Consider the following 24,668-nt stretch of genomic DNA (forward strand, 5'->3'; position numbering starts at 1 on the left):
CCGTCAGGGCTTGCCGACCGCGAGCTGCGCACGCACCCCGGGGTCGTCGTCCAGGAACTGCGTCTCGGCCGTCGCCCCCACCGCATCGAAGTACCGGCTGAGGAAGCAGCGGAAGGATGCGGCGTACGCGATGTCGGCGATGTTCAGGTCGCTGAACCCCACCGAACGCAGGCGCTCGATGTCCGCCTCCCCGATCTGGGAGGCGTCGATCGCGATCTGCTCCGCGTAGTCGAGCATCGCGACATCGCGCTCGGAGAGCCCCGCTCGACGATGGTCGCTTTGGATCGCGAGCGCCTGTGCGCGATCCACGAACCGCGTCAGCCCGCGGAAGTACACGTGGCTGCAGTACGTGGACGGCACGTGCTTCGCGACCACGAGAGTGATCATCCGGAACGCGGGCAGGCCGAGGGAGAACCCGTCGCGCAGCTGGTTGAGCAGGCGCTCGACGGGGACGAGCAGGTCGGGGCGGGCGGACAGAGAGCGGGTCGCGTTCATGACCGTCCCCTGGGCGTCGCGTTCGGCGGCGTACACCTCGGCGATCTCGCCCGTGGCCTCGTCGTCGGACACCGTCTCGAGATACATGCCGACCTCCCGTCTCGGCCCCCTGCGCGAAGCGTAGACCCGACGAGGCGCGCCGCGACAGGTGGTCAGGCGTCGAGCCCCCGGCGCTTGAGGAGCGGGCCGATGTGGGCGTCGCGGCCGCGGAAGTCGCGGTAGGCCTCGAGCGGATCCTTCGCACCGCCCACGCCGAGCAGGCTCCGGCGGAACCGGTCGCCGTTGGCGCGGGTCAGGCCGCCGTGCTCGCGGAACCAGTCGACCGTGTCTGCGTCGAGCACCTCGGCCCAGATGTAGGAGTAGTAGCCCGCGCTGTACCCACCGGAGAACACGTGCGCGAAGTAGGTGGACGAATATCGCGTGGGGATGGCGGGCTCGTCGAGGCCGATGTCGGCGAGCGCGTCGGCCTCGAAGGCGGCCACATCGTCGACCCGCTCGGCCTCGGCTCGCGAGAGGGAGTGCCACACCTGATCGAGCCACGCGGCGGCGAGGTACTCGCTCGTGGCGAAGCCCTGGTTGAACGTCTCGGTGGCGCGCAGCCGCGTCACGACCTCTGCGGGCAGCGGCTCGCCGGTCTCGTGGTGGACGGCGTACTCGGCGAGGACCTCGGGCCACAGGATCCACATCTCGTTGACCTGGCTCGGGAACTCGACGAAATCGCGGTGCACGGCGGTGGCGGCGAAGTGCGGGTAGGTGACCGTGGCGAACAGGCCGTGCAGCGCGTGCCCGAACTCGTGGAAGAGCGTGGTCACCTGGTCGAGTGTGAGAAGGGTGGGCTGGCCGGGCGCGGGCTTCGGCACGTTCAGGTTGTTGACCACCACGGGCTGCGTGCCGCGCAGGTGCGACTGCTTGACGATCGAGTTCATCCAGGCCCCGCCGCGTTTGGTGTCGCGCGTGTAGAGGTCGAGCACGTAGAGCCCGAGGGCGGATCCGTCCTCGTTGAAGACCTCGAAGGTGCGGGCGTCGGGGTGATAGCTCGGGATGTCCGCCCGCTCGCGGAAGGTCACGCCGTACAGCAGCGTGGCCGCGCGGAACACCCCGTCGCGCAGCACCCGCTCGGCCTCGAACCAGGGGCGCAGCGCCGACGCATCGATGTCGTAGCGCGCCGCGCGCACCTGCTCCGTCCAGTACGCCCAGTCGTGCGCCTCGAGGGCGTACGGCGCGTGCTCGGTCTCGTCGATCAGCTGCTGCAGCGCGGCCTTCTCGACCTGCGCGTTGCGCGCGGCCGGAGCGGCCAGCTCGCGCAGCAGCGCGTGGACGGCCTCGGGGGTGCCGGCGGTCTGGTCGGCGGTCACGTAGGCGGCATGCGACGCGTAGCCCAGCAGCTCGGCGCGCTCGGCACGCAGGCGCACGATCTGACGGAGCACGTCGCGGTTGTCGTGCGCGTTGCCGCGCGCCGCGCGCGACCGCGAGGCGTCCATGATCCTCTGGCGCGAGACGCGGTCGGTGAGCTGCGCGAGGTACGGGTGGCCCGAGAAGAGGGTGAGCGTGACGAGATAGCGGCCGTCGAGCCCGCGCTCACGGGCGGCCTCGGCAGCGGCCGAGAGCTCGCCCGAGGTCAGCCCGTCGAGCTCGGCCTCGGAGGCGAACGAGACGGCGAGCTCGTTGGTGTCGGCCAGCAGGTTCTTCTCGAACTGGGTGGTGAGCTCGGACAGCCGGCGATTGAGGTCGGTCAGCCGCGCCTTGGCCCCGTCGTCCAGGGCGGCGCCCGCGTGGGTGCGCTCCCGGAAGTGGCGCTCGACGAGGCGGCGGCCCTCGGCATCCAGGCCGAGGTCGTCGAGGCTGCTGTGCAGCGACCGGATCCGCGCATACAGCCGCCCGTCGAGCTGCACCGCGTCGGTGTGCGCCGACATCAGCGGGGCGAGCTTCTCGTCGATCTCCTGGATGTCGGCCGTCGCATCGGCCGAGCTGACGGTGTAGAACGCCAGGATGACCCGCTCCAGCAGCGACCCCGACTGCTCGAGCGCGAGCAGCGTGTTCTCGAAGGTCGGCGGCGCCGGGTTCGCGGCGATCGCATCGACCTCGGCCCGGTGCTCCGCGAAGGCGGCCTCGAAAGCGGGCAGGTAGTGCCCGGGCTCGATCGCGGCGTAGTCCGGGACGCCATAGGGCAGGGGCGACGGCGCGAGCAGCGGGTTGAAGACGTCAGCGTCGGTCATGCGACGACTCTACTGAGCGGACGGGGTGCATCCGGGGCGGTCTCCCGCTGCGAGGAGGTGTGGGCGGGGCGGTGCGCCGAACAGTATGCAAAGAACCCATTGCAAAGAAATGCTTGCAAAGAAATCTTTGCGAAACTAGGCTCGGCGGCATGGAAGAGAACTCGAAGACCCGCGAGCTGCGGGTGCTGGGCGTCGCGGAGCTGCGCGCCCTGGGTCACCCCCTGCGTATGCGCATCTTCGACATCCTCAGCCAGCACGGCCCGCAGACCTCCAGCACGCTCGCCGAGCTGACGGGGGAGTCCTCGGGATCGACCAGCTACCACCTGCGGATCCTCGCGAAGCAGGATCTGATCCGCGAGATCCCCGAGCGCAGCGCCGGCCGCGAGCGCTGGTGGGAGCGCCCCAAGGGGTCGACGTCCTTCGGTGACACCGAGGACACGCGCACCCCTGCGGGGCGCGCGGCGCTGCAGGCGGCGACGGCCGAGTTCCATCGCCTGCGCACGGACGAGCTCATCGACTTCTTCACGCGTCGCGTGTACCGCGAGCCAGAGGAATGGCGCGAGGCGGCCTCGTCCTACAGCACCACCGCCAAGATGACGCCCGCTCAGCTCACCGAGCTGGGGGCGCGCATCTCGACGCTCGTCACCGAAGCAGGCGAGCGCTACCGCGACCAGGAGGGCGACGACGTGCGCGTCGTCAGCATCCGGGCCGACCTCTTCCCCCTTTCGCCTCTCGGAGGTGCATCATGACCGCTGTCACGCTTCCCCGCACTCCCTCGCTGCGCATCACGGCAGGGGAGCGCCTGGCGCTCCGCGCCGCCGACGCCGTCGCGGCGCACATCCACCGCCGCGCGATGCGTCGCGACGCCCGGCTCCTCATCGACCTCGAGCGCGAGCGCCTGCTCGGCGCGACCCGCCTGCAGGCCGCGCGCGCGATGGCGCACGACGTGCCCCGCCTGTTCTGAGCGGCCTCAGCCGAGCTCGAGGCGCGGCCAGTCGGCCAGCTCTTCGCGCATCCGACGGTCGTGCGTCGCGATGACCACCGCAGCCGGGGTCACCCGCAGTGCTCGGGTGAGCTCGTCGACGAGGTCGATCGACAGGTGGTTGGTGGGCTCGTCAAGCAACAGGACGTGCGGAACGTGCACCAGGGCCCTGGCCAGCTCGAAACGTCGTCGCCGGCCGACCGAGAGCTCGCCGATCGGGCGATCCAGCTCGTCCTCCGACAGGAGACCCAGCGACGCGATCGGCACAACGAGGTCGGGATCGAGCTCTCCCGTCGCCAGCAGAGCCAGCGCCTCCTCGCCGTAGGCCTTGAAGCCGGTGCGTGCAGCGGCCCGCGCGTCGAGGCGGGGGCTCTCCTGGCGGACGACGCCGATCCGGGCGCCCGGGATCACCGTGCGCGAGCCGCGATCGAGGGGGATCGCCCCGGCGAGGGCCGCGAGCAGCGTCGACTTCCCGGTGCCGTTGGGGCCGGTGATGAGCAGGCGGCCGGACGGCGGGATGTCGATGCGCGTCCCGGGCAGGTCCACCCGCTCGCCCACGCGCGGGGAGCGCAGATCGATGACCGGCTCGGCTGGTTCCCAGCCGGGGGAGGCGGCGGGCAGGTCGGGGAACGCCAGCTCCACCGGCGGAACCGGCACCTCGATGGCCTCGTCCTCGAGCTTCTGGATCAGGCGGTCGGCGGCCTTCACATGGATGCGCGCGCGCGTCGCACGGCGGTGCTTCTCCGAGCCCTTCGGCGGACGCCATTCGTCCGAGAGCCCCTCGTAGGTCCGGTCGAGCCGGTAGGCCAGGGCGGCGGCGCGTTTGCGTTCGGCGGCGTAGCGCTGCCGCCAGCGGTGCAGAGCCTGGTTCTTCGCGAACCGATAGGCGAGGTAGCCCGGCTGGCCGTAGAGCACCGGCCGTCCGTCCCACGAGGGATCGAGATCCAGGATCGCGGTGGCGACGTCGTCGAGAAGCTCGCGATCGTGCGTGACGACGACGAGCCCGCCCCGCCAGGCCGCGAGCTCCGCCGTGAGGAACGCGATGGCGGCGTCGTCGAGATGGTTGGTCGGCTCGTCGAGCAGCAGCAGATCGCTGCGCTCGGCGAGACGGCAGGCGAGGCGCACGCGGAACCGCTGGCCGACGCTCAGCTCCTCGAGCCTCATCGCGTGGTCGCGGGGCGCGCCCAGGCGCGTGAGCGCGACGTCGATGCGGCGGTCGGCATCCCACGAGGCGAGATGCTCGGCGGCCGCGAGTGCGCGCTGCAGTTGCGCGAGGTCGCCCGTCTCGTGGTCGAACGCCTCGACCGCGGCGTCGAGATCGGCGGCGGCGCGGCGCACCTCGGCGAGGGTCGCGTGCACAAGATCGCCGACCGTCTGCCCGGGCTCCGCGTGCAGCTCCTGCTCGACGAGCGCGATGGTGCCCTGCCGCCGGATCTCGCCACCCGAGGGCACGAGGTCGCCCGCCAGCAGGTGCAGCAGCGTCGACTTCCCGGAGCCGTTCTCGCCGACGACCCCGAGGCGCACCCCGTCGGAGACGCTCACGCTCACCCCGCCGAGCACGGGGCGATCCGGGTAAGAGAAGGCGAGCTCGGTCGCGATGAGGTGCATGCCGTGCCTCAGAACCGCTCGGTCGTGACCGATCCGTCCGCCTGCAGCGCGACCTCGAAGCCCGCATCGAGTTCGGCGATCGGGCGTCCCTCGAGGAAGGTGAGCGTCCAGGATCCGGTCGCGCCGGACGCCTCGACGGCGCGGATAGCCGGGTGGAGGTCGGCGGGGACGCGGGCGGGGATCTCCCCGCCCGCGCTCCAGCGGGTGCCGAGCTGCATCAGGCGTCGATCTCGGCGAGGTCGATGCGCGTGACCGCGAACGCCTCGCCGTCGCTGATCTCGAGCTCGGCGATGCGGCCGACGGCCTTGAGATCGCCGCTCACGAGGCGCAGCGCCGCAGCGGTCGCTGCGGGGGCGGTGATCGAGGCGACGGCGACCGGGGTCTTCTGCGACGCCTTGGCCTCGGTCTTGGCGCGGCGGACGCCGATCAGAGCCTCGCTCGCGGCGGTGAGCACCGCGGGGTCGCCCTCGACCCCGGCCGGCGTCGGCCAGGGGGCGGTGTGCACGGAACCGTCGCGGAACCACGACCAGGTCTCCTCGGCGGCGAAGGAGAGCACAGGGGCGAACAGGCGCACCAGGGTCTCGAGCGCCGTCCGCAGCGCAAGCGCGGCGGATGCCTGACCGGGGTTCGTCTGGTCGTACGCGCGCTCCTTGACGAGCTCGAGGTAGTCGTCGCAGAACGTCCAGAAGAACGACTCCGACAGCTCGAGCGCGCGGGCGTGCTCGTAGGACTCGAGCGCCTTGGTCGCGTCGGCGACCACTCGATCCAGGGTCGCGAGCATCGAGAGATCGAGCGCGTCGGTGATCTCGGCGCCCTCCGGCACGGGGAAGCCGAGCACGAACTTCGCCGCGTTGAGCAGCTTGATCGCCAGGCGCCGGCCGATCTTGATCTGCGTCGGGTTCTGCGGGTCGAACGCCGCGTCGGTGCCGAGGCGGCTGGAGGCCGCCCAGTAGCGGACGGCGTCGGAACCGTGCTGCGCGAGGATGTCCGCGGGCGTGACGACGTTGCCCTTCGACTTCGACATCTTCTTGCGGTCGGGGTCGACGATGAAGCCCGAGATCGAGGCGTTGGCCCACGGGGTGCGGTCATCCTCGAGGGCGCTGCGCAGCAGCGTCGAGAACAGCCAGGTGCGGATGATGTCCTGGCCCTGCGGGCGCACGTCGAACGGCGCCACCAGGTTCCACAGCTCCTCGTCGCGCTGCCAGCCGCCGACGATCTGCGGGGTGAGCGAGGAGGTCGCCCACGTGTCGAGCACGTCGGTCTCGCCGACGAAACCGCCGGGCACACCGCGCTGCTCGGCGGTGTAGCCCGCGGGCAGATCCGTGGAGGGATCGACGGGCAGCTGGTCGGCCGTCGCGAAGACGACGCCGGACTGCTCGCCGTTCTCGTCCAGCGTGTACCAGACGGGGATCGCCACGCCGAAGAAGCGCTGGCGCGAGACGAGCCAGTCGCCGGAGAGGCCGTTGACCCAGTTCTCGTACCGTACGCGCATGAACTCGGGGTGCCACTCGATCTCGCGGCCGAGCTCGAGCAGGCGCTCCTTCAGCTTCTCGTCGCGGGCGCCGTTGGTGAGGTACCACTGCTTGGTCGAGACGATCTCGAGCGGGCGGTCGCCCTTCTCGAAGAACTTCACGGGGTGCATAAACGGCTTGCCCACCTCGAGCAGGCGACCGGAGCCCTCGAGCAGCTCGACCATCTTCTTCTTGGCGCTGAAGACGGTGAGCCCGACGAGCTCGGCGTAGGCCGCCTTGCCCTCGTCCGTGACGATCGCCTCGGGGGCGTCGGCGACCACGCGGCCGTCGAGGCCGATGATCGTGCGGATCGGCAGGTCGAGCTCGCGCCACCAGATCATGTCGGTCACGTCGCCGAAGGTGCAGACCATCGCGATGCCCGAGCCCTTGTCCTGCTGGGCGAGCGGGTGGGCGAGCACCGGGACCTCGACGCCGAAGACGGGCGTCGTCACGGTCTTGCCGAAGTACGCCTGGTAGCGCTCGTCGTCGGGGTGCGCGACGAGGGCCACGCACGCGGCGAGGAGCTCGGGGCGCGTGGTCATGATCTCGATGTCGCCGGATCCGTCGGTCTTGCCGAAGGCGAGGCGGTGGTAGGTGGCCTGCTGCTCGCGGTCCTCGAGTTCGGCCTGCGCGATGGCGCTGCGGAAGTCGACGTCCCAGAGCGTCGGCGCGAGGGCCCGGTACGCCTCGCCGCGCTCGGCGGAGCGGAGGAAGGCCAGCTGGCTCGTGCGGATCGTCTCGTTCGAGATCGTGCGGTAGGTCTGCGTCCAGTCGACCGAGAGACCGAGGTCGCGCCACAGCGCCTCGAAGGTCTTCTCGTCCTCGACCGTGAGCTCCTCGCAGAGCTCGATGAAGTTGCGACGGCTGACGGGCACCTGGTCGGCGGCCTTGAGGCTCTTGGCGTCACCGTGGAACGGCGGAACGAAGTCGGCGTCATAGGGCAGCGACGGGTCGCAGCGGACGCCGTAGTAGTTCTGCACCCGGCGCTCGGTCGGCAGGCCGTTGTCGTCCCAGCCGATGGGGTAGAACACGGTCTTGCCGCGCATGCGCTCGAAGCGCGCCTTCACATCGGTGTGGGTGTACGAGAAGACGTGGCCGATGTGCAGCGAGCCGGAGGCGGTCGGCGGGGGCGTGTCCACCGAGTAGACGCCGGCGCGGCCCGCGGCCTTCGCCGCGTCACGGTCGAACAGGTACGTGCCCTGCTCTTCCCACGCGGCCCCCCACTTGTCTTCGAGACCCTCGAGCACGGGCTTTTCGGGAATGGCTGCCATAAGGATCTCCTCGTTATAGACGGCACGGTGTCTGCGTGCCTGAGTGTGGGGGTTGTGTCTCGAGTCTACCGGCCCTCCCGGAGGGGGCGGGATGCGCGAGACGGCGGACCGGATCCGGGATCCGATCCGCCGTCCGGCGTGCCGTCAGCTCAGCCGCGCGTCCACTGCTGCGTGACCGCGGAGGCATCGCAGGGCGCGAGGACGAGCCCCCATTCGCCGGCCGGGGTGGCAAGGCACAGGCCCGGATCCGCGGCGTTCGCGATGGTCAGGTCGGCCGAGAGCGCCCAGCGCTGTTCCGGCGCGCCGTCGCAGTCGACGATCGCGAGGCCGGATCCGGCGACGGCGCCGTCGACCGGGGCGACGCACATGTCGCCGTAGACCGTCAGCTCGCCGGCGTCGTTCGCATCGAACGACTGGTTGCCGCCGCCGTTGCAGTACCACAGCCCCAGACGCGTGCCCGGCGTCGTCGACTGACCCGGCACATCCACGCACACGCCGTGCGCCACGCTGACGAGCGGTTCACCCGGCGGGGCGGGCGGCAGGTCGTTCAGCTGCTCGTTCTTGCGGATGCCCCATCCCCGCTGCAGCTGGGCGAGGCCCGACGCGTTGGTGACCTCGAGACCGCCGTCCGCCGTCTGCTCGGTCAGCGTGTACGAGTCGCCGGTGCGCAGGCCCGGCCAGTAGACGACGCCCATGCCCCTGTCCCGCGCGACCTCGGTGAGCGCCCCGAGGTAGGACGTCGAGACGTCGCCGTTGTGGTTGCCGTAGTTCAGACCCGTGGTCATGGGCGACCCGGCCTCCGACACGAGGGTGCGCCACCCGTACTCGCCGATGCGGGGCAGCAGGTTGGCCTTCCACTCGTCCTCGGTGGTGTGGCTCGCCCAGAACCCGTAGAAGTGCAGCGACAGCAGCGTGCCCTTCAGCTCAGGTGCCGCCCCCACGCCCGTGACATCGTCGTTGTAGCCCGTGCCCGACACGATCACCCGCTTGCGCGGGATGTCGGCATGGGCGTCGAGCCAGCCGGAGGTGAGGTCGACCCATTCGTCCAGCGAGTACCCGAACGGCTCGTTCATCGGCTCGAAGAACACCCGCGGGTTGGCGCCGTACTGGGCCACCACCGTGTCCCACATCGCATTGAATGCCGCGGGATCGTCGGCACGGCCGTCCTTCGCGTCGTCGGCCTCCCAGTAGCTGAGGATCACCCTGAAGCCGCCGTCGACAGCGGCGTCGATCGCCGCGCGGTACGACCCCCACCAGTCGGTGCCCACGCTCCATGGGTTGATCGGCAGGCGCACGGTGTTGGCGCGCACCTCGTGCTTGAAGCCGCTGATGATCTCCGCCGATTTCGCGAAGGTGGTCGCGTAGTCGTCGTCGAGGCTGAGGCCCGAGGGCACCACCTCGTCATCGGCGTAGTTGTCGCGGGGGTCTGCCCAGTTCACGCCGCGGAACTCGCTGGTGTCGCCGTGGTGCGGAGGGGGCGCGGCCGCCGCGGGCAGAGGGGTCAGGCCGAGGAGGAGGGCGGCTAGGGCCACCCCGATCGATCGCTTCATCGAGATCCGTTCATCGGTGCTGCGCAGCGCTGCGCAGGTGCCGGCCGGGGTGCCGACAGCGCCAGCGTGGCACCCCGCGGCGCGGAGTTCAATGAATTTCTCCAGGGGTGAGAAAAACTCCCCATGCAGCCCCTGGCGGCCCGACCCGTCAGTCGCGGACGTCGATCCCGGCGGCCGCGGCGAAGGCGGGCGCGAGGCGCTCGACCTGCAGCGAGGTGAGCGATACGCCGCGCAGGGCGAGCACGTCGAGGAACGAGAGCGCGTCGAGCCCACGCAGGTCGACGCCCGCGCAGCGCATCCCGCGGGGGTCGACCTCGTCGGCGCGCGAGTCCTCGAACGCGACGCGCGTGAGCGTCGCCTGCGGCAGATCCAGCGCCCGGATGGTGCACCCGGCCACCAGCACGTCCTCGGCGCGGGCGGCCCCGAGGGTCAGGTAGTCGATCCGCACGTCGCGCAGCTCGAGCTCGGCGATGCGCGCGTTCATCAGGTCGAGCGACCCGATGCGGCCGCCGCTGATGCGCAGGCGCCGGATCGTGCTCTCGCGCAGGGAGACCGATGCCGCCCGCAGATCCGACACGGCGACGTCGATCAGGGTGGCGCCTGCCAGATCGAGCGTCTCGACGAAGGAGTCGTCGATGACGCACTCCTCGAGCGCCGAGTGGGCGAGGTCGACGGAGCCGTCGAGCCCCGTGAAGCGCTCCTGGTGGAAGTCGCCGTGCCGGCGCTGGGTGCCGTCGCCCAGCACCGCCGGAAGATCGGGGGCGGAGACCCGCGGGGCCGTCGAACGCACTTCTCGCTTCACCATCCCGCCACGGTACCCACAGCCGCCGACACCGCGTAGAATCGGCAGACCAGCATCGATCCGGACATCACCGGGGAGCTCGCGGAAGAACAGGCCCCGGCCCCAGTAGAACCGCGCGGGGCAGGCCCGTCACAGCCGCAGTGAGAGCGGCGATCCCGGCACCGGGATCGCAAGCGGGGTGGTACCGCGATCGAAAGGTCGTCCTCGCAGACCGATCCGGATCTGCTGGAGTGCTGATGACCTACCCGAAGTCCTCGTTCGGACCCGCCGCCGACCAGGCCGCCCTCGTCCCGAGCCCGCGCCTGCCCGACGTCGAGCGCGACGTGCTCGCGTTCTGGGAGGCCGACGACACGTTCCGCGCCTCGATCGCGCAGCGCGAGGGGGCCGACGAGTGGGTCTTCTACGACGGCCCTCCCTTCGCCAACGGCCTGCCGCACTACGGCCACCTGCTCACGGGCTACGCGAAGGACCTCTTCCCGCGCTTCCAGACGATGCGCGGCAAGAAGGTCGACCGCGTCTTCGGATGGGACACCCACGGTCTCCCCGCCGAGCTCGAGGCCATGAAGCAGCTCGGGATCACCGAGAAGAGCGAGATCGAGGCCATGGGCATCGACGCGTTCAACGCCAAGGCCCGCGAGTCGGTGCTCGCGTACACCCGCGAGTGGCAGGACTACGTCACCCGCGCGGCGCGCTGGGTCGACTTCGACCGCGGCTACAAGACGCTGGACACCACGTTCATGGAGAGCGTGCTGTGGGCCTTCAAGCGCCTCCATGACAAGGGCCTCGCCTACGAGGGCTATCGCGTCCTGCCGTACTGCTGGCGCGACCAGACCCCGCTGTCCAACCACGAGCTGCGGATGGACGACGACGTCTACAAGAACCGCCAGGATCCGTCCGTGACGGTGTCCTTCCCGCTCACGGGCGAGAAGGCGGCCGCGCTGGGCGTCGAGGGCGTCCGCGCCCTGGCGTGGACGACCACGCCGTGGACGCTTCCCACCAACCTCGCCCTCGCGGTCGGCCCCGGCATCGCGTACGTCGTGGTGCCCGCGGGGCCGCTCGGCGCGAAGGAGGGCGCCGTGGGCGGCGAGTTCCTGCTGGCCGAGGACCTCCTCGGCGGCTACGCGAAGGACCTCGGGTACGAGTCGGCCGATGAGGCCGCCGCCGCCGTGCGCACCCGCGTCGCGGGCCGGGACCTGAGTGGTGTGACCTACGAGCGCCTGTTCGACTACTACGCCGACGTCGAGACCTGGGGCACGGGCAGCGCCTGGCAGATCCTCGTCGACGACTACGTCTCGACGGGCGACGGCACCGGCATCGTCCACCAGGCGCCGGCCTACGGCGAGGACGACAAGCGCCTGGGAGACGCCGCCGGCATCCCGACGATCATCTCGCTCGGCGACGACGGGCGCTTCCTCGATGTCGTCACCGACGTGGCCGGCGAGCTCTGGATGGACGCGAACACGCCGCTCGTGCGTCTGCTGCGCCAGAACGGCCGCCTCCTGCGCCTGCAGTCGTACGAGCACTCGTACCCGCACTGCTGGCGCTGCCGGAACCCCCTCATCTACAAGGCCGTCTCGAGCTGGTTCGTCCGCGTCACCGACTTCAAGGACCGCCTGCTCGAGCTCAACGAGCAGATCACGTGGGCGCCCGAGAACGTCAAGCACGGCCAGTTCGGGAAGTGGCTCGAGGGCTCGCGCGACTGGTCGGTGAGCCGCAACCGGTTCTGGGGCTCCCCGATCCCGGTGTGGAAGTCGGATGACCCGAACCACCCGCGTGTCGATGTCTACGGCTCGTTCGAGGAGATCGAGCGCGACTTCGGGACGCTGCCGCGCAACGAGAAGGGGGAGGTGGATCTGCACCGCCCCTACGTCGACGAGCTCACCCGCCCGAACCCCGACGACCCGTCGGGGCGCAGCACGATGCGCCGCATCGAGGACGTCTTCGACGTCTGGTTCGACTCGGCGTCGATGCCCTTCGCGCAGGTGCACTACCCGTTCGAGAACGCCGAGTGGTTCGACTCGCACTCGCCGGCCGACTTCATCGTCGAGTACATCGGCCAGACCCGCGGCTGGTTCTACGTGATGCACGTGCTGTCGACGGCGCTGTTCGACCGCCCCGCCTTCTCGGGAGTCTCGTGCCACGGCATCGTGCTCGGCAGCGACGGCCAGAAGATGTCGAAGTCGCTGCGCAACTACCCGGATGTCTCCGAGGTCTTCGACCGCGACGGATCCGACGCGATGCGCTGGTTCCTGATGTCCTCCAGCGTGCTGCGCGGCGGCAACCTCATCGTCACCGAGGAGGGCATCCGCTCCGGCGTGCGCGAGTTCCTGCTGCCGCTGTGGAACTCGTACTACTTCTTCTCGACGTACGCGAACGCCGCGGGCGGCCCCGAGGGGCAGGAGTACGAGGCCCAGTGGCGCACGGACTCGACGGATGTCCTGGACCGGTACATCCTCGCGCTCCTGGGCGACCTCGTCCGCGACGTGGCGACCGATCTCGAGGCGCTCGACTCGACCACGGCCGCTGGACGCCTGCGCGAGTTCGTCGAGGTGCTGACCAACTGGTACATCCGCCGCTCGCGCGACCGCTTCTGGACGGGCGTCAACGACGACCCGGCCTCGCGCGAGGCGTTCGACACGCTGTACACGGTGCTCGAGACGCTCACCCGCGTGGCCGCGCCGCTGATCCCGCTCATCTCGGAGCGTGTGTGGCAGGGCCTCACCGGCGGGCGCAGCGTGCACCTGACCGACTGGCCCGATGCCGCCGCGTTCCCGGACGCCGCCGACATCCGTGAGGCGATGGACGCCGTGCGCGAGGCCTCGAGCGTCGCCAACGCCCTCCGCAAGAAGGAGGGGCTGCGCGTGCGCCTGCCGCTCGCGAAGCTCACCGTCGTGACGGGGCACACGGGGCTCGGCCAGTTCGAGGAGATCCTGCGCGACGAGCTCAACGTCAAGTCCGTCGAGCTCGTGGCGCTGGGCGAGGGCACCGGCGCCGAGTACGGCATCACCCATCGCCTCTCGGTCAATGCGCGCGCCGCGGGTCCGCGTCTCGGCAAGCAGGTGCAGCAGGCCATCCGCGCGGCCAAGGAGGGCGACTGGTCCGAGCAGGACGGCGTCGTCGTGGCCGGCGGCCTGGCACTCGAGCCGGGGGAGTACGAGCTCGTGCTCGAGACCTCCGGCCGCCCGGAGGGCGAGGCCCTCGCGCTGCTGCCGACGGGCGGCTTCGTCCTGCTCGACACAACGACCACGCCCGAGCTCGAGGCCGAGGGCCTGGCGCGGGATGTGATCCGCGCCGTGCAGGACACCCGCAAGGCCGCCGACTTCGACGTCAGCGACCGCATCCGCCTGACCCTCGCGTTCTCGGATGCGGCGGACGCCGCCGCCGTGCGCGCCGCCTTCGACGTCGCAGACGTCGCGGGCGAGACCCTCGCCGTCGAGCACGCGGTCCTCGACGGCGCCGACACCGGCGACGCCGAGCACACGGGCGTTGTGACGGCCGGCACCTACGCCAACGCCGGCGACTTCACGGTCGCCGTGAGCCGGATCGGAGCAGCCCAGTGACGGACGACAACGTGAGCGACGAGCAGGACGACGTCGTCGAGGCCACGCCCGAGGAGCGCCGCCGCGCCGACAAGGTCTACGCGACCCTGCTCAGCCGCGCGGGCGAGCGCTGGGTGCAGCCCCGGATGGAGCGCACCTCACGGGTGCTCGAGCTGCTCGACGACCCGCAGCGCACCTACCGGGTGATCCACGTGACCGGGACCAACGGCAAGACGTCGACGAGCCGCATCATCGAGAGCCTGGTGCGCGCCCACGGGCTGCGCACCGGACTGTTCACCAGCCCGCACCTCGAGCGGTGGACCGAGCGCATCCGCGTCGACGGTCTGCCCATCGCCGACGCGGCCGCCGCGGCGGCCTGGGACGAGATCGAGCCGTTCGTCGGCATCGTCGACGCCGAGCTGGAGGCGCGGGGCGAGGAGCCGCTGACGTTCTTCGAGCTGCTCACCGTGCTCGCCTTCGTCGCGTTCGCCGACGCGCCGATCGACGTGCTCGTGCTCGAGGTAGGAATGGGCGGCGCGTGGGATTCGACGAACACGGCCGACGGCGACGTCGCGGTGTTCGCGCCGATCGACATGGATCACGCGGATCGGCTGGGCGAGACCATCGCCGAGATCGCGACGGTCAAGGCGGGCATCATCAAGGAGGGCGCACGGGTGGTCTCGGCCCGCCAGGCCCCCGAGGCCGCGGCCGTGCTGCGCCAGGCGGCCGCCGCCAAGGGCGCCGAGATCGCGTTCGAGGGCGAGGGCTTCGCCCTGACCGAGGACACCCTCGCCGTCGGCGGGCAGCTCATCACGGTCAGAGGCCTCGCGGGGGAGTACCGCGAGGAGTACCTGCCGCTCTATGGGCGCCACCAGGGTGCCAACGCAGCCCTCGCCATCGCCGCGGTCGAGTCGCTCATCGGCGACGCGACGCAGGCGATCCCCGGTGACATCCTCACGGAGGGCCTGGCCGAGGTGACGTCGCCGGGCCGCCTGCAGCTGCTCGGCATCGAGCCGACGGTCATCGTCGACGCGGCGCACAACCCGCACGGCGCCGCCGCGCTGGCGCTGGCGCTGCGCGAGGCGTTCGACTTCGACGAGTGGGGCCTCGTCCTGGGCGTCCTCGGCGACAAGGACGCCATCGGGATCCTGCGCGAGCTCGGCCCGATCGCCGCGCACGTGTTCGTGACCGCCCCCGAGTCGGATCGCGCGACGGATCCCGATTCCCTCGCCGACCTGGCGGAGGGCGCCGGGCTGCGCGTGACGGTGCACCACAGCCTCGCCGATGCCGCCGACTCGGCCCGCGAATGGGCATCCGAGGTGCCGCGCCGGGCCGTCGCGATCGCCGGATCGGTCGTCCTCGCGGGCGAGGCGATCACCCTCGCCAAGGCCGAGGACTGGAAGTCGGGGTGGCGGTCGTGACCGGCGCGCCGGCGGCCCGCCGATACCGCTCGCTGCCCGAGAAGCTCGGGCAGGTCGTCCTCGGCTTCGAGGCGATCGTGGTGTTCCTGGCGGGCCTGGTCATCTACGGGCTCGGCGCGCTGCCGGACCCGGTCGCCGACTGGTGGGGCATCGTCGCGGGCGTCGTCGTGGCGCTGGCGATGCTCGCCACCTGCGGCCTGCTGCATCGTCCGGGGGGCTTCGCCGCCGGCTGGGTGCTGCAGGGGGTCGTGGCCCTCGGCGCCTTCATCGTCCCGGGCATCCTGGTCGTCACGCTCGTCTTCGGCGGGATGTGGGCGTATGCGACGATCGGAGGCGGACGTATCGAGAAGCGCGCCGCCGCACAGCGCCCCGCCGACTCGAACTGACCTGACCGATCGCTACCGAGAGAGAGCACATGGCCACCGAAGAGACCCTCGTCCTGATCAAGCCGGACGGCGTCGCCCGCGGACTCACCGGCACGATCCTCGCCCGCATCGAGGCGAAGGGGTATTCGCTCGTCGACATCCGCCTCGTCGAGCCCAGCCGCGACCTGCTCGCCCAGCACTACGCCGAGCACGAGGGGAAGCCGTTCTACGAGCCCCTGCTCGAGTTCATGATGTCGGGGCCCGTCGTCGCGATCCGCCTGGCCGGCAACCGCGTCATCGAGGGCTTCCGCTCGCTGGCCGGCACCACCGACCCCACCACCGCCGCGCCCGGCACCATCCGCGGCGATCTCGGTCGCGACTGGGGCGTCGCCGTGCAGCAGAACCTCGTGCACGGCTCGGACTCGCCCGAGTCGGCCGCGCGCGAACTCGGCATCTGGTTCTGACGCCAGACCTCCGCATGTCACGAAGGCCCCGGTTCGCCGGGGCCTTCGTCGTCGGTTCGTCGTCGGGTCGTCGTCAGGCAGCCGCCCGTCAGAAGATGTTGTTCAGGACATCGAGGCGCAGCTGCGCGATGACCGCGACCACGGCGTACGTGGCGATCGTCAGCAGCGGCAGCCAACCCATCAGGCGGTCGGCTCCGCGCGAGAGCGGGCCCGTGCCGATGACGCGCAGCGTGTGCAGGAAGACCGCGTAGAACGAGGGGAACGTCACCGCCCAGGTCACCATGCACCACGGGCACAGCGTCCCCAGCGCGAAGATGCTCTGCCCGATCAGCCAGCAGACGAACGCGACGGCGAAGGTCATGCCGCCGAGGAAAACGATCCAGAACCACTTCGCGAACCGCGCGCCGGCGAGCAGCGCGGCGCCGACGACGATGGGGGCGACCCATCCGGCGAGACCCAGGATCGGATTCGGGAAGCCGAAGGCCGAGCCCTGCCAGGAACCGAGATTCGCGCTGCACTGCACCAGGACGCTGAAGTCGCAGCCGGCGGCCGCACCCGGATCGGCGATCTGCTCGAACTTCTCCAGGGTGAGCGAGAAGGCCGCCCACCAGCCGACGACACCGGCGATGATGAGCCACACGGCCAGGGCGACGGGACGTCTGCGCGTATCGATCACCGGTCCATTCTCGCCCGGTCGGGGACGCGTGCGCGCAGGACACGGATCGCCTCCGGAGGCGGATGTGTGCGCGGGGCCCGTCGGCAGTGCGATAATGACACCTGACGCACATCGCGGCCGCGCCGCGAACAGCATCGAGAGAAGACTTCGGGGCAGCGATGACCCGCGCGACCAGAGCCGAGAGCCGGTCGCAGGCCGATAGAGTTCGCGGCACCGCCGAGGCGGGACCGCACGAGTTTTCCGGGCGACGCGCGGATGTCCGCCCGCAGGGAGCACGCCAGCGATGGCCGAACAGAACAATGATCACGACGACAGCACCTTCGACGCGACTGCGGACGCCGTAGCGCCCGAGTCGGACGCGACGTCGGTGCCCGAGATCGAGACGCCCGAGACCACCGATAGCGACGCACCGGAGGCCGACGAGGCCGCGGAGCCGAGCGTGGCCCCCGAGGCGCCCGACGAGCAGGCCGAGGCCGGCAGGGGCGAGTCGCCGCAGGCCGATGACGCCGCGCCCGCCGCCGAGCAGGCAGCGGCGCCCGCCGTGCAGGGCGACGAGCAGGGCGACGCGGACGGCGAGCAGCCCGACACCGCGCCCGCCGGCGACACCGAGGCCCCGGCGGAGCCCGAGGTCGAGGCCGCGCCCGAGGAGCCGGCCGAGCCGGAGATCCCCACGGCCGTGAGCCTGGGGCTGCTGCCCGCCGAGTTCGTCTCGCAGGTCTCGACCGCGCTGCACTTCTACGCGCCCGACATCCAGCCGCTTCCGGCCCTGCCGGAGCCCGAGCAGGCCGGCGAGGGCGGCCGCTCGTCGCGTCGCCGTCGTCGTCGTGGCGGCTCCGAGGGCGAGGACGAGGCGCCCGCCCCGGCTCAGGACGACAGCGCGCGCCGCCCCCGTCAGCGCGTGGTCGAGGTCATCACCGAGCCGCAGCGCATCAAGGGCTCGACGCGCCTCGAGGCCAAGAAGCAGCGTCGCCGCGACGGTCGCGAGGCCGGTCGCCGCCGCCCCGTCGTCACCGAGGCCGAGTTCCTCGCCCGCCGTGAGGCCGTCGATCGCCAGATGATCGTCCGCTCCAAGAGCGGGCGCGTGCAGATCGCCGTGCTCGAGGACAACGTCCTCGTCGAGCACTACGTCGCCCGCAGCCAGGACGCCTCGCTGATCGGCAACGTCTACCTGGGTCGTGTCCAGAACGTCCTCCCCAGCATGGAGGCCGCGTTCGTCGACATCGGCCGCGGCCGCAACGCGGTCCTGTACTCGGGCGAAGTGGACTGGGATTCGGTCGAGACCGGCAACCAGCCGCGCCGCATCGAGCTCGCGCTCAAGCCCGGCGACAAGGTCCTCGTGCAGGTCACGAAGGATCCGGTCGGCCACAAGGGCGCCCGCCTGACGAGCCAGATCTCGCTTCCGGGTCGCTATCTCGTGTACGTCCCGGGCGGCGCGATGAACGGCATCTCGCGCAAGCTCCCCGACACCGAGCGCTCGCGCCTGAAGAAGATCCTCAAGGAGGTGCTGCCCGAGTCGTCGGGCGTCATCGTCCGCACCGCCGCCGAGGGCGCCACCGAGGACCAGCTGACCCGCGACGTCAACCGCCTCACCTCGCAGTGGGCACACGTCAGCGCGATGGTCGAGAAGGGCAACGCCCCGAGCCTCCTGCACAGCGAGCCCGACCTCCTGGTCAAGATCGTCCGCGACGTCTTCAACGAGGACTTCACGAAGATGCTCATCCAGGGCTCGGACGCCCAGCAGACGATCACGAGCTACCTCGAGGGCGTCGCCCCCGACCTGCTCGACCGCATCGAGAACTACGAGGACGAGCAGGATCCGTTCGACCGGTTCCGCATCACCGAGCAGATCGAGAAGGCCCTCGACCGTAAGGTCTGGCTGCCCTCCGGCGGCTCGCTGGTGATCGACCGCACCGAGGCCATGACGGTCGTCGACGTCAACACGGGCAAGTTCGTCGGATCCGGCGGCAACCTCGAGGAGACCGTCACCAAGAACAACCTCGAGGCGGCCGAGGAGATCGTTCGCCAGCTGCGGCTGCGCGACATCGGCGGCATCATCGTGGTCGACTTCATCGACATGGTGCTCGAGTCGAACCGCGACCTCGTGCTGCGACGCCTCGTCGAGTGCCTGAGCCGCGACCGCACGAAGCACCAGGTCGCCGAGGTCACCTCGCTCGGTCTGGTGCAGATGACGCGCAAGAAGCTCGGCCTGGGCCTGCTCGAGACGTTCAGCGAGCCGTGCGACGTGTGCGCCGGCCGCGGTGTCATCGTGCACCACGACCCGGTCGTCAAGCACCGCTCGACCTCGGCGCCCGCCGAGCGCAACGGCGGGTCCGGCTCCGGTTCCGGGCGACGCTCGCGCGGCGGCTCGTCGGCTCCGGCGGCCCCCGCGAACGGCGCTCCCGCGCCGAGCGCGGCGGCCAGCACGGCCGGCACGCACGTGATCACCGAGGGCGTGAAGTCGGCGCTCGCGCAGATCGCCGCGTCCACGATCCACCCGAGCGACAAGGTCGAGGCCGGCCCCGACGTGCTCATCGAGCTGCCCGAGGGGCCCCGCACGCCCGCGAAGGACGCGCAGGAGGGCCAGGAGCGCCCGAAGAAGCCGCGCCGCAAGCGCAACGCCGATCGGGGTGCCGACCGCGCCGAGCGGGCGCCGCAGGAGCGCCAGCCCGAGCGGAAGACGTCGACCGAGCAGCTGCTCGACTCGGTGCTCAACGCGCTGCCCGAGCCCAAGGCCCCTGGTCAGGGGCGTGGCCGCAGCCGCCGCGTGACGACGGCCGCGCTGACCGGCACGGCGGTCTCGGTCACGGCGGTGCCGCCCACCGAGGGCTGATACCCGTTTCGCACTGACGCCCTCCGGCACCGCCGGAGGGCGTCAGTCGTTCGGGGCTGGGGGGCTTGGCGCTCGGAGGGTCTGGCGCTCGGGTCAGCGGCGCTCGCGCGCCGTCACCCGCAGGCCGGAGGCGATCAGCGCCCGCACCAGGACCTTGCCCGAGACGTGCCGGGCTCCGGCCTCCACGAGGCGCGGGATGAGCTCCTGCGGCACGTCGTAGTGATCCCGGTCGAACGCGCGGGCGGGGACGTCGTGGGCCGCGGCGAAGGCGTGCAGCTCGTCGAGATCCGAGTCGCTCACCAGGTGCGCCCACAGGCGCCCGTGAGCGGGCCAGATGGGGTCGTCGACCAGGATCGCCATCCGACGATCGTATCCGCGACACGCCCCCCGCGTTCCTCGGCCCTTTTGCCGTATTCAGGTTCGATCCGGTAGAGTATTCCTTTGGTGCGCCCCCTGTGTAGCGCGTCCCCGTTGACGTCGCCGCAAAAGCCTTGCAGGCGCCCCTCGCGGCCAGCGAGAGCAAGCGAAGTCTTCAGTGAGATCCCGGAGCCGGACGAGGCTCCCCAATGAAACAAGGTGTGAAGTGGTTTACGCAGTTGTGCGCGCCGGTGGCCGGCAGGAGAAGGTCGAGGTCGGCACCATCGTTCAGCTCGACCGTGTGCAGGCTGCCGCGGGCGAGACGATCGAGCTGGCCGCCGTCCTCTTCGTCGACGGCGACAACGTGACGACCGACGCTGAGAAGCTCGCGAAGGTGAAGGTCACGGCTGAGGTCGTCGGCAACCTCCGCGGCCCGAAGATCGTCATCCAGAAGTTCAAGAACAAGACCGGCTACAAGAAGCGCCAGGGACACCGTCAGGATCTCACGCGCGTCAAGATCACCGGCATCAAGTAAGTCGATACGGAGGATCTGAGAGATGGCACACAAAAAGGGCGCAAGCTCCACTCGTAACGGTCGCGACTCCAACGCCCAGCGACTGGGCGTGAAGCGCTTCGGCGGCCAGGTCGTCAGCGCGGGCGAGATCCTCGTCCGTCAGCGCGGCACGCACTTCCACCCGGGCGCCAACGTCGGCCGCGGTGGAGACGACACGCTGTTCGCCCTCGCGGCCGGTGCGGTCGAGTTCGGCAACAAGGGCGGCCGCAAGGTCGTCAACATCGTCGCCGGCGAGTAATCCCTCTGGGCGGGTGCCGCTGGTCGGCCCCCATACCTCGCAGCACGATTACTAATCTGTAGAACGGGGCGGGCTTCGGCTCGTCCCGTTCTTGTTTATCTCTGGCAGGAGTCGGATCCACATGGTCACGTTCGTCGATGAGGTCACGCTTCATCTGCGCGCCGGCAAGGGCGGCAATGGCTGCGTCTCGGTGCGTCGCGAGAAGTTCAAGCCCCTCGGTGGCCCGGATGGCGCCAACGGCGGTGACGGCGGCGACATCATCCTCGTCGCCGACCCGCAGACGACGACCCTGCTGAGCTATCACCACTCGCCGCACCGCAACGGCGGCAACGGCGGGTTCGGCATGGGCGACATGCGCTCGGGCGCGCAGGGCGAGGACCTCGAGCTGCCGGTGCCCGTGGGCACCGTGGTGAAGGATCCGTCCGGCGAGGTGCTCGTCGACATGATCGAGCCCGGCATGCGCTTCATCGCGGCCCCGGGCGGCAAGGGCGGGCTCGGAAACGCGGCCCTCGCGTCGCCGAAGCGCAAGGCGCCCGGCTTCGCGCTGCTGGGCGAGCCCGGGTGGGAGGGCGATGTCGTCCTCGAGCTGAAGACCGTGGCCGACGTCGCGCTGGTGGGCTTCCCGTCGGCGGGCAAGTCGAGCCTGATCGCCACGATCTCGGCCGCCCGTCCGAAGATCGCCGACTACCCGTTCACCACGCTGCACCCGAACCTCGGCGTTGTGCAGGCGGGCGATGTCCGCTACACCGTCGCCGATGTCCCCGGCCTCATCGAGGGCGCCAGCGAGGGCCGTGGCCTCGGCCTCGAGTTCCTCCGCCACGTCGAGCGCTGCACCGTGCTGGTGCACGTGCTCGACTGCGCCACGCTCGAGCCCGGTCGCGACCCGGTCTCCGACCTCGAGACCATCCGCGCCGAGCTGGGCGCGTACCCGGTCGCCGAGGGACAGGTGCCCCTGCTCGAGCGCCCCCAGATCGTTGTGCTGAACAAGATCGACGTGCCCGAGGCCGAGGAGCTCGCCGCCTTCGTGCGCCCCGACCTCGAGGCGCTCGGCTACCGCGTCTTCGAGATCTCGACGGTCGCCCGCAAGGGCCTGCGCGAGCTCACCTTCGCCCTCGGCGAGATCATCGAGGAGCACCGCAAGGCCGCGCCCGTCGGGCCCGTCGTGCCGCGCGTGGTCATCCGCCCGAGGGGCTCCAAGAAGGAGTTCACGATCAAGGTCGAGGGCGGCACGTACGGCAACGTGTACCGCATCATCGGCGAGAAGCCGCAGCGCTGGGTGCACCAGACCGACTTCACCAACGAGGAGGCCGTCGGCTTCCTGTCGGACCGCCTCGACAAGCTGGGCGTCGAGAACGAGCTGTACCGCGCCGGCGCGGTCCCCGGCTCGACCGTGCTCATCGGCGAGGGCGACTCGGTCGTCTTCGACTGGGAGCCCTCGATCGGCGCGGTCGCCGAGCTGATGCAGGCGCCGCGCGGTCTCGACCCGCGCATGCTGCAGAACACCCGCCGCACGAGCAACGAGCGCCGCGAGCAGTACCACGCGCGCCAGGACGAGCGTGCCGCCCTGCGCGCCGAGGCCGACGAGCGTCGCCGCGCCACGCGCAACGACATCCCCGAAGAGGGATTCGAGGGCGAGGGCGACGACGCGTGATCGTGCAGGATCGGGCGGACATCGCGTCCGCCCAGCGCATCGTCGTCAAGGTCGGGTCCTCGTCGATCAGCGGCGAGTCGTCGTGGCGCATCCCCATGCTGGTGAAGGCGCTCTCGGACGCCCACCGGCGCGGCGCCGAGGTGCTGCTGGTGTCGTCCGGCGCGATCGCGACGGGCATGCCGTTCCTCGACCTCGACTCGCGCCCCACCGACCTCGCCACCCAGCAGGCGGCGGCGGCCGTGGGGCAGAACGTGCTCGTCTTCCGCTACCAGGAGGCCCTGCGACCGTTCGGCATCACCGCCGGCCAGGTGCTCCTCACCGCCGGCGACTTCGAGGATCCCACGCACCGCAGCAACGCGCAGCGCGCGCTGGAGCGCCTGCTGGACCTCCGGATCCTGCCGATCGTGAACGAGAACGACACCGTCGCCACGCACGAGATCCGCTTCGGCGACAACGACCGCCTGGCCGCGCTGGTCGCGCACCTGGTGTCGGCCGACGCGCTGATCCTGCTCAGCGACATCGCGAACCTCTACACGAAGCCGCCGACCGAACCGGGTGCCGAGCCCCTCGACGTGATCGGGAGCGACGACGACCTGTCGGCGCTCGAGTTCGGGTCGACGGTGGTCAACAGCGTCGGCACCGGGGGAGCGGCGACCAAGGTCTCCGCGGCGCGCCTGGCCGCCGCGGGCGGCATCGGCACGCTCGTGACCAGCGCCGATCTTGTCGCCGAGGCCCTGAGCGGTGGGCCCGTCGGCACGTGGTTCGCGCCCGCTCCGGTGCTCGCGCGTCTCGATAAGCTCTCGGAATGAGCATCCTCGAGTCCCCGGTCGCCACGGACACCCCTCAGGATCGGCTGCGCCTGGCGAAGGACGCGGCACGCGTCGCCGCGCGGCTCACGAGCGGTGAGAAGGCGGACGCGCTCCACGCGATCGCCGATGCGCTGGGCGCCCGGTCGGACGAGATCATCGCCGCGAACGCCGACGACCTCGCCCGGGGCGAGCGCGACGGCATCGGGGCGGGCCTGCTGGATCGGCTCCGCCTGGACACCGCGCGCGTGGCGGGCCTCGCGGACGCGCTCCGCGACATCGCCAAGCTGCCCGATCCCGTCGGAGAGGTCATCCGCGGGCACCGCATGCCCAACGGCGTGAACCTCGAGCAGGTGCGCGTGCCGTTCGGCGTGGTCGGTGCGATCTACGAGGCGCGCCCCAACGTGACGGTCGACATCGCGGCGCTCGCGCTGCGGTCCGGCAACGCGGTCGTGCTGCGCGGCGGCAGCGCCGCCCTCTCGTCCAACACGGTGCTCGTGGCGGTGATGCGCGACGCGCTCGAGGGCCTCGGCATCTCGCCCGAGGTGATCCAGTCGGTCGACGCGTTCGGCCGCGACGGTGCCAAGGCCCTGATGCACGGCCGCGGCTTCGTCGACGTGCTCGTGCCGCGCGGCAGCGCCGGGCTCATCGAGACGGTCGTGACCGAGTCGACGGTGCCGGTGATCGAGACGGGCGCGGGCAACGTGCACATCGTGCTCGACGAGACCGCTCGCGAGGACTGGGCGCGCGAGATCGTCGTGAACGCCAAGGCGCAGCGCCCCAGCGTCTGCAACGCCGCCGAGACCGTCCTGGTGCTGCGCGCCGCCGCCGGGCGCCTCGTGTCGCCCGTGGTGGCCGCGCTGCAGGCAGCCGGGGTCACGGTGCACGGCGACGACACCGTCTCCGGGCTCGCCGGCGGTGTTGTGCCTGCGACCGAGGACGACTGGGCGACCGAGTACCTCAGCCTCGACATCGCCATGCGGGTCGTTGACACCCTCGACGACGCGATGGACCACATCCGCCGATACTCGACCGGGCACACCGAGTCGATCATCACGAACGACCTCGCGAACGCCGAGCGGTTCCTCGCCGAGGTCGACTCGGCCGTGGTCCTGGTCAACGCCTCGACGCGCTTCACCGACGGCGGAGAGTTCGGCTTCGGCGCCGAGGTCGGCATCTCGACGCAGAAGCTGCACGCGCGCGGGCCCATGGGCCTTCCGGAGCTGACGAGCACCAAGTGGCTCGGCCGTGGCTTCGGTCAGGTCCGCGTCTGAACGATAAGCTTGATCGGCACGTCACCTTCGTCCGTGCC

At 71.0% G+C, this 24,668-nt stretch carries 21 protein-coding genes; 12 read left to right on the top strand and 9 right to left on the bottom strand.

What is annotated here, in order from left to right:
- Positions 1–3: 3 nt before the first annotated feature.
- Positions 4–582, bottom strand: coding sequence for a hypothetical protein (locus ACOKGD_RS07030; RefSeq protein WP_342334870.1), 579 nt, complete (start codon positions 580–582; stop codon positions 4–6).
- Between the two features lie 65 nt (positions 583–647).
- Entirely contained in the window at positions 648–2,711 is a 2,064-nt protein-coding gene (locus ACOKGD_RS07035; RefSeq protein WP_342334869.1) for a M3 family metallopeptidase, read from the bottom strand.
- Between the two features lie 149 nt (positions 2,712–2,860).
- On the opposite strand from ACOKGD_RS07035, the gene ACOKGD_RS07040 reads away from it, so the two are divergent.
- The gene (locus ACOKGD_RS07040) at positions 2,861–3,460 is read left to right on the top strand and encodes an ArsR/SmtB family transcription factor (protein ID WP_342334868.1); all 600 of its coding nucleotides are present in this window, start codon (positions 2,861–2,863) and stop codon (positions 3,458–3,460) included.
- On the top strand, positions 3,457–3,675 hold the full coding sequence (locus ACOKGD_RS07045; RefSeq protein WP_342334867.1) for a hypothetical protein: 219 nt from the start codon (positions 3,457–3,459) through the stop codon (positions 3,673–3,675). Before ACOKGD_RS07040 ends, ACOKGD_RS07045 begins: the two co-directional genes overlap by 4 nt.
- 6 nt (positions 3,676–3,681) lie before the next feature.
- Here the strand turns inward: ACOKGD_RS07045 and ACOKGD_RS07050 are convergent, their stop codons facing one another.
- From ACOKGD_RS07050 to ACOKGD_RS07070, 5 genes are all read right to left on the bottom strand, one after another.
- Positions 3,682–5,301: an ABC-F family ATP-binding cassette domain-containing protein gene (locus tag ACOKGD_RS07050; RefSeq protein WP_342334866.1), complete on the bottom strand. Its 1,620-nt coding sequence runs from the start codon at positions 5,299–5,301 to the stop codon at positions 3,682–3,684.
- Positions 5,302–5,309: 8 nt separating this feature from the next.
- A complete protein-coding gene (locus ACOKGD_RS07055; RefSeq protein ID WP_342334865.1) occupies positions 5,310–5,519 on the bottom strand; it encodes a hypothetical protein in 210 nt (69 codons plus the stop codon).
- Positions 5,519–8,083 carry a valine--tRNA ligase gene (valS, locus tag ACOKGD_RS07060; protein WP_342334864.1) on the bottom strand — a complete coding sequence of 855 codons (2,565 nt, stop codon included), beginning with the start codon at positions 8,081–8,083 and terminating at the stop codon, positions 5,519–5,521. Before valS ends, ACOKGD_RS07055 begins: the two co-directional genes overlap by 1 nt.
- Before the next feature lie 149 nt (positions 8,084–8,232).
- Positions 8,233–9,633: a ricin-type beta-trefoil lectin domain protein gene (locus ACOKGD_RS07065; protein WP_342334863.1), complete on the bottom strand. Its 1,401-nt coding sequence runs from the start codon at positions 9,631–9,633 to the stop codon at positions 8,233–8,235.
- A gap of 148 nt (positions 9,634–9,781) precedes the next feature.
- The gene (locus ACOKGD_RS07070) at positions 9,782–10,438 is read right to left on the bottom strand and encodes a pentapeptide repeat-containing protein (RefSeq protein WP_342334862.1); all 657 of its coding nucleotides are present in this window, start codon (positions 10,436–10,438) and stop codon (positions 9,782–9,784) included.
- A gap of 233 nt (positions 10,439–10,671) precedes the next feature.
- On the opposite strand from ACOKGD_RS07070, the gene ileS reads away from it, so the two are divergent.
- From ileS to ndk, 4 genes are read left to right on the top strand one after another with little or no spacing between them, the layout of a single operon-like run.
- Complete coding sequence (gene ileS / locus ACOKGD_RS07075; protein ID WP_342334861.1) at positions 10,672–13,995, top strand: isoleucine--tRNA ligase; 3,324 nt, start codon at positions 10,672–10,674, stop codon at positions 13,993–13,995.
- Between the two features lie 11 nt (positions 13,996–14,006).
- Positions 14,007–15,395: a bifunctional folylpolyglutamate synthase/dihydrofolate synthase gene (locus tag ACOKGD_RS07080; RefSeq protein WP_342335530.1), complete on the top strand. Its 1,389-nt coding sequence runs from the start codon at positions 14,007–14,009 to the stop codon at positions 15,393–15,395.
- On the top strand, positions 15,383–15,781 hold the full coding sequence (locus ACOKGD_RS07085; RefSeq protein ID WP_342334860.1) for a DUF4233 domain-containing protein: 399 nt from the start codon (positions 15,383–15,385) through the stop codon (positions 15,779–15,781). The genes ACOKGD_RS07080 and ACOKGD_RS07085 overlap by 13 nt, the downstream gene beginning before the upstream one ends.
- A gap of 29 nt (positions 15,782–15,810) precedes the next feature.
- Positions 15,811–16,224 (top strand): nucleoside-diphosphate kinase, encoded by a 414-nt coding sequence (gene ndk / locus ACOKGD_RS07090; protein WP_342334859.1) that lies wholly within the window; start codon positions 15,811–15,813, stop codon positions 16,222–16,224.
- Positions 16,225–16,312: 88 nt separating this feature from the next.
- Here ndk and ACOKGD_RS07095 read toward each other — a convergent pair whose 3' ends face one another.
- Complete coding sequence (locus ACOKGD_RS07095; protein ID WP_342334858.1) at positions 16,313–16,900, bottom strand: vitamin K epoxide reductase family protein; 588 nt, start codon at positions 16,898–16,900, stop codon at positions 16,313–16,315.
- A 283-nt stretch (positions 16,901–17,183) separates the two neighbouring features.
- On the opposite strand from ACOKGD_RS07095, the gene ACOKGD_RS07100 reads away from it, so the two are divergent.
- Complete coding sequence (locus ACOKGD_RS07100) at positions 17,184–19,730, top strand: Rne/Rng family ribonuclease (protein WP_342334857.1); 2,547 nt, start codon at positions 17,184–17,186, stop codon at positions 19,728–19,730.
- A 93-nt stretch (positions 19,731–19,823) separates the two neighbouring features.
- On the opposite strand, the gene ACOKGD_RS07105 is transcribed toward ACOKGD_RS07100, so the two are convergent.
- Positions 19,824–20,090, bottom strand: a complete 267-nt coding sequence (locus ACOKGD_RS07105; RefSeq protein WP_342334856.1) for a DUF4031 domain-containing protein — start codon at positions 20,088–20,090, stop codon at positions 19,824–19,826.
- A 223-nt stretch (positions 20,091–20,313) separates the two neighbouring features.
- Between ACOKGD_RS07105 and rplU the strand changes: the two genes are divergently transcribed.
- From rplU to ACOKGD_RS07130, 5 genes are all read left to right on the top strand, one after another.
- Positions 20,314–20,622, top strand: coding sequence for a 50S ribosomal protein L21 (gene rplU, locus ACOKGD_RS07110; protein WP_342334855.1), 309 nt, complete (start codon positions 20,314–20,316; stop codon positions 20,620–20,622).
- 22 nt (positions 20,623–20,644) lie between these two features.
- Positions 20,645–20,899, top strand: a complete 255-nt coding sequence (gene rpmA, locus ACOKGD_RS07115) for a 50S ribosomal protein L27 (RefSeq protein ID WP_055991412.1) — start codon at positions 20,645–20,647, stop codon at positions 20,897–20,899.
- A gap of 121 nt (positions 20,900–21,020) precedes the next feature.
- Positions 21,021–22,550, top strand: a complete 1,530-nt coding sequence (gene obgE / locus ACOKGD_RS07120) for a GTPase ObgE (protein ID WP_342334854.1) — start codon at positions 21,021–21,023, stop codon at positions 22,548–22,550.
- Positions 22,547–23,359, top strand: coding sequence for a glutamate 5-kinase (proB, locus tag ACOKGD_RS07125; RefSeq protein WP_342334853.1), 813 nt, complete (start codon positions 22,547–22,549; stop codon positions 23,357–23,359). Before obgE ends, proB begins: the two co-directional genes overlap by 4 nt.
- On the top strand, positions 23,356–24,630 hold the full coding sequence (locus tag ACOKGD_RS07130) for a glutamate-5-semialdehyde dehydrogenase (RefSeq protein WP_342334852.1): 1,275 nt from the start codon (positions 23,356–23,358) through the stop codon (positions 24,628–24,630). The genes proB and ACOKGD_RS07130 overlap by 4 nt, the downstream gene beginning before the upstream one ends.
- The last annotated feature ends 38 nt before the right edge of the window (positions 24,631–24,668 follow it).

The organism is Microbacterium phosphatis (assembly GCF_049177115.1).
In the GTDB taxonomy this organism is placed as follows: domain Bacteria; phylum Actinomycetota; class Actinomycetes; order Actinomycetales; family Microbacteriaceae; genus Microbacterium; species Microbacterium phosphatis.

Bases quoted from the DNA above. Each gene is read 5' to 3' on its own strand.
- ACOKGD_RS07030 (WP_342334870.1), bottom strand. From the start codon at position 582: ATGTATCTCGAGACGGTGTCCGACGACGAGGCCACGGGCGAGATCGCC.
- ACOKGD_RS07035 (WP_342334869.1), bottom strand. From the start codon at position 2,711: ATGACCGACGCTGACGTCTTCAACCCGCTGCTCGCGCCGTCGCCCCTG.
- ACOKGD_RS07040 (WP_342334868.1), top strand. From the start codon at position 2,861: ATGGAAGAGAACTCGAAGACCCGCGAGCTGCGGGTGCTGGGCGTCGCG.
- ACOKGD_RS07045 (WP_342334867.1), top strand. From the start codon at position 3,457: ATGACCGCTGTCACGCTTCCCCGCACTCCCTCGCTGCGCATCACGGCA.
- ACOKGD_RS07050 (WP_342334866.1), bottom strand. From the start codon at position 5,301: ATGCACCTCATCGCGACCGAGCTCGCCTTCTCTTACCCGGATCGCCCC.
- ACOKGD_RS07055 (WP_342334865.1), bottom strand. From the start codon at position 5,519: ATGCAGCTCGGCACCCGCTGGAGCGCGGGCGGGGAGATCCCCGCCCGC.
- valS (WP_342334864.1), bottom strand. From the start codon at position 8,083: ATGGCAGCCATTCCCGAAAAGCCCGTGCTCGAGGGTCTCGAAGACAAG.
- ACOKGD_RS07065 (WP_342334863.1), bottom strand. From the start codon at position 9,633: ATGAAGCGATCGATCGGGGTGGCCCTAGCCGCCCTCCTCCTCGGCCTG.
- ACOKGD_RS07070 (WP_342334862.1), bottom strand. From the start codon at position 10,438: ATGGTGAAGCGAGAAGTGCGTTCGACGGCCCCGCGGGTCTCCGCCCCC.
- ileS (WP_342334861.1), top strand. From the start codon at position 10,672: ATGACCTACCCGAAGTCCTCGTTCGGACCCGCCGCCGACCAGGCCGCC.
- ndk (WP_342334859.1), top strand. From the start codon at position 15,811: ATGGCCACCGAAGAGACCCTCGTCCTGATCAAGCCGGACGGCGTCGCC.
- ACOKGD_RS07100 (WP_342334857.1), top strand. From the start codon at position 17,184: ATGGCCGAACAGAACAATGATCACGACGACAGCACCTTCGACGCGACT.
- ACOKGD_RS07105 (WP_342334856.1), bottom strand. From the start codon at position 20,090: ATGGCGATCCTGGTCGACGACCCCATCTGGCCCGCTCACGGGCGCCTG.
- rpmA (WP_055991412.1), top strand. From the start codon at position 20,645: ATGGCACACAAAAAGGGCGCAAGCTCCACTCGTAACGGTCGCGACTCC.
- obgE (WP_342334854.1), top strand. From the start codon at position 21,021: ATGGTCACGTTCGTCGATGAGGTCACGCTTCATCTGCGCGCCGGCAAG.
- ACOKGD_RS07130 (WP_342334852.1), top strand. From the start codon at position 23,356: ATGAGCATCCTCGAGTCCCCGGTCGCCACGGACACCCCTCAGGATCGG.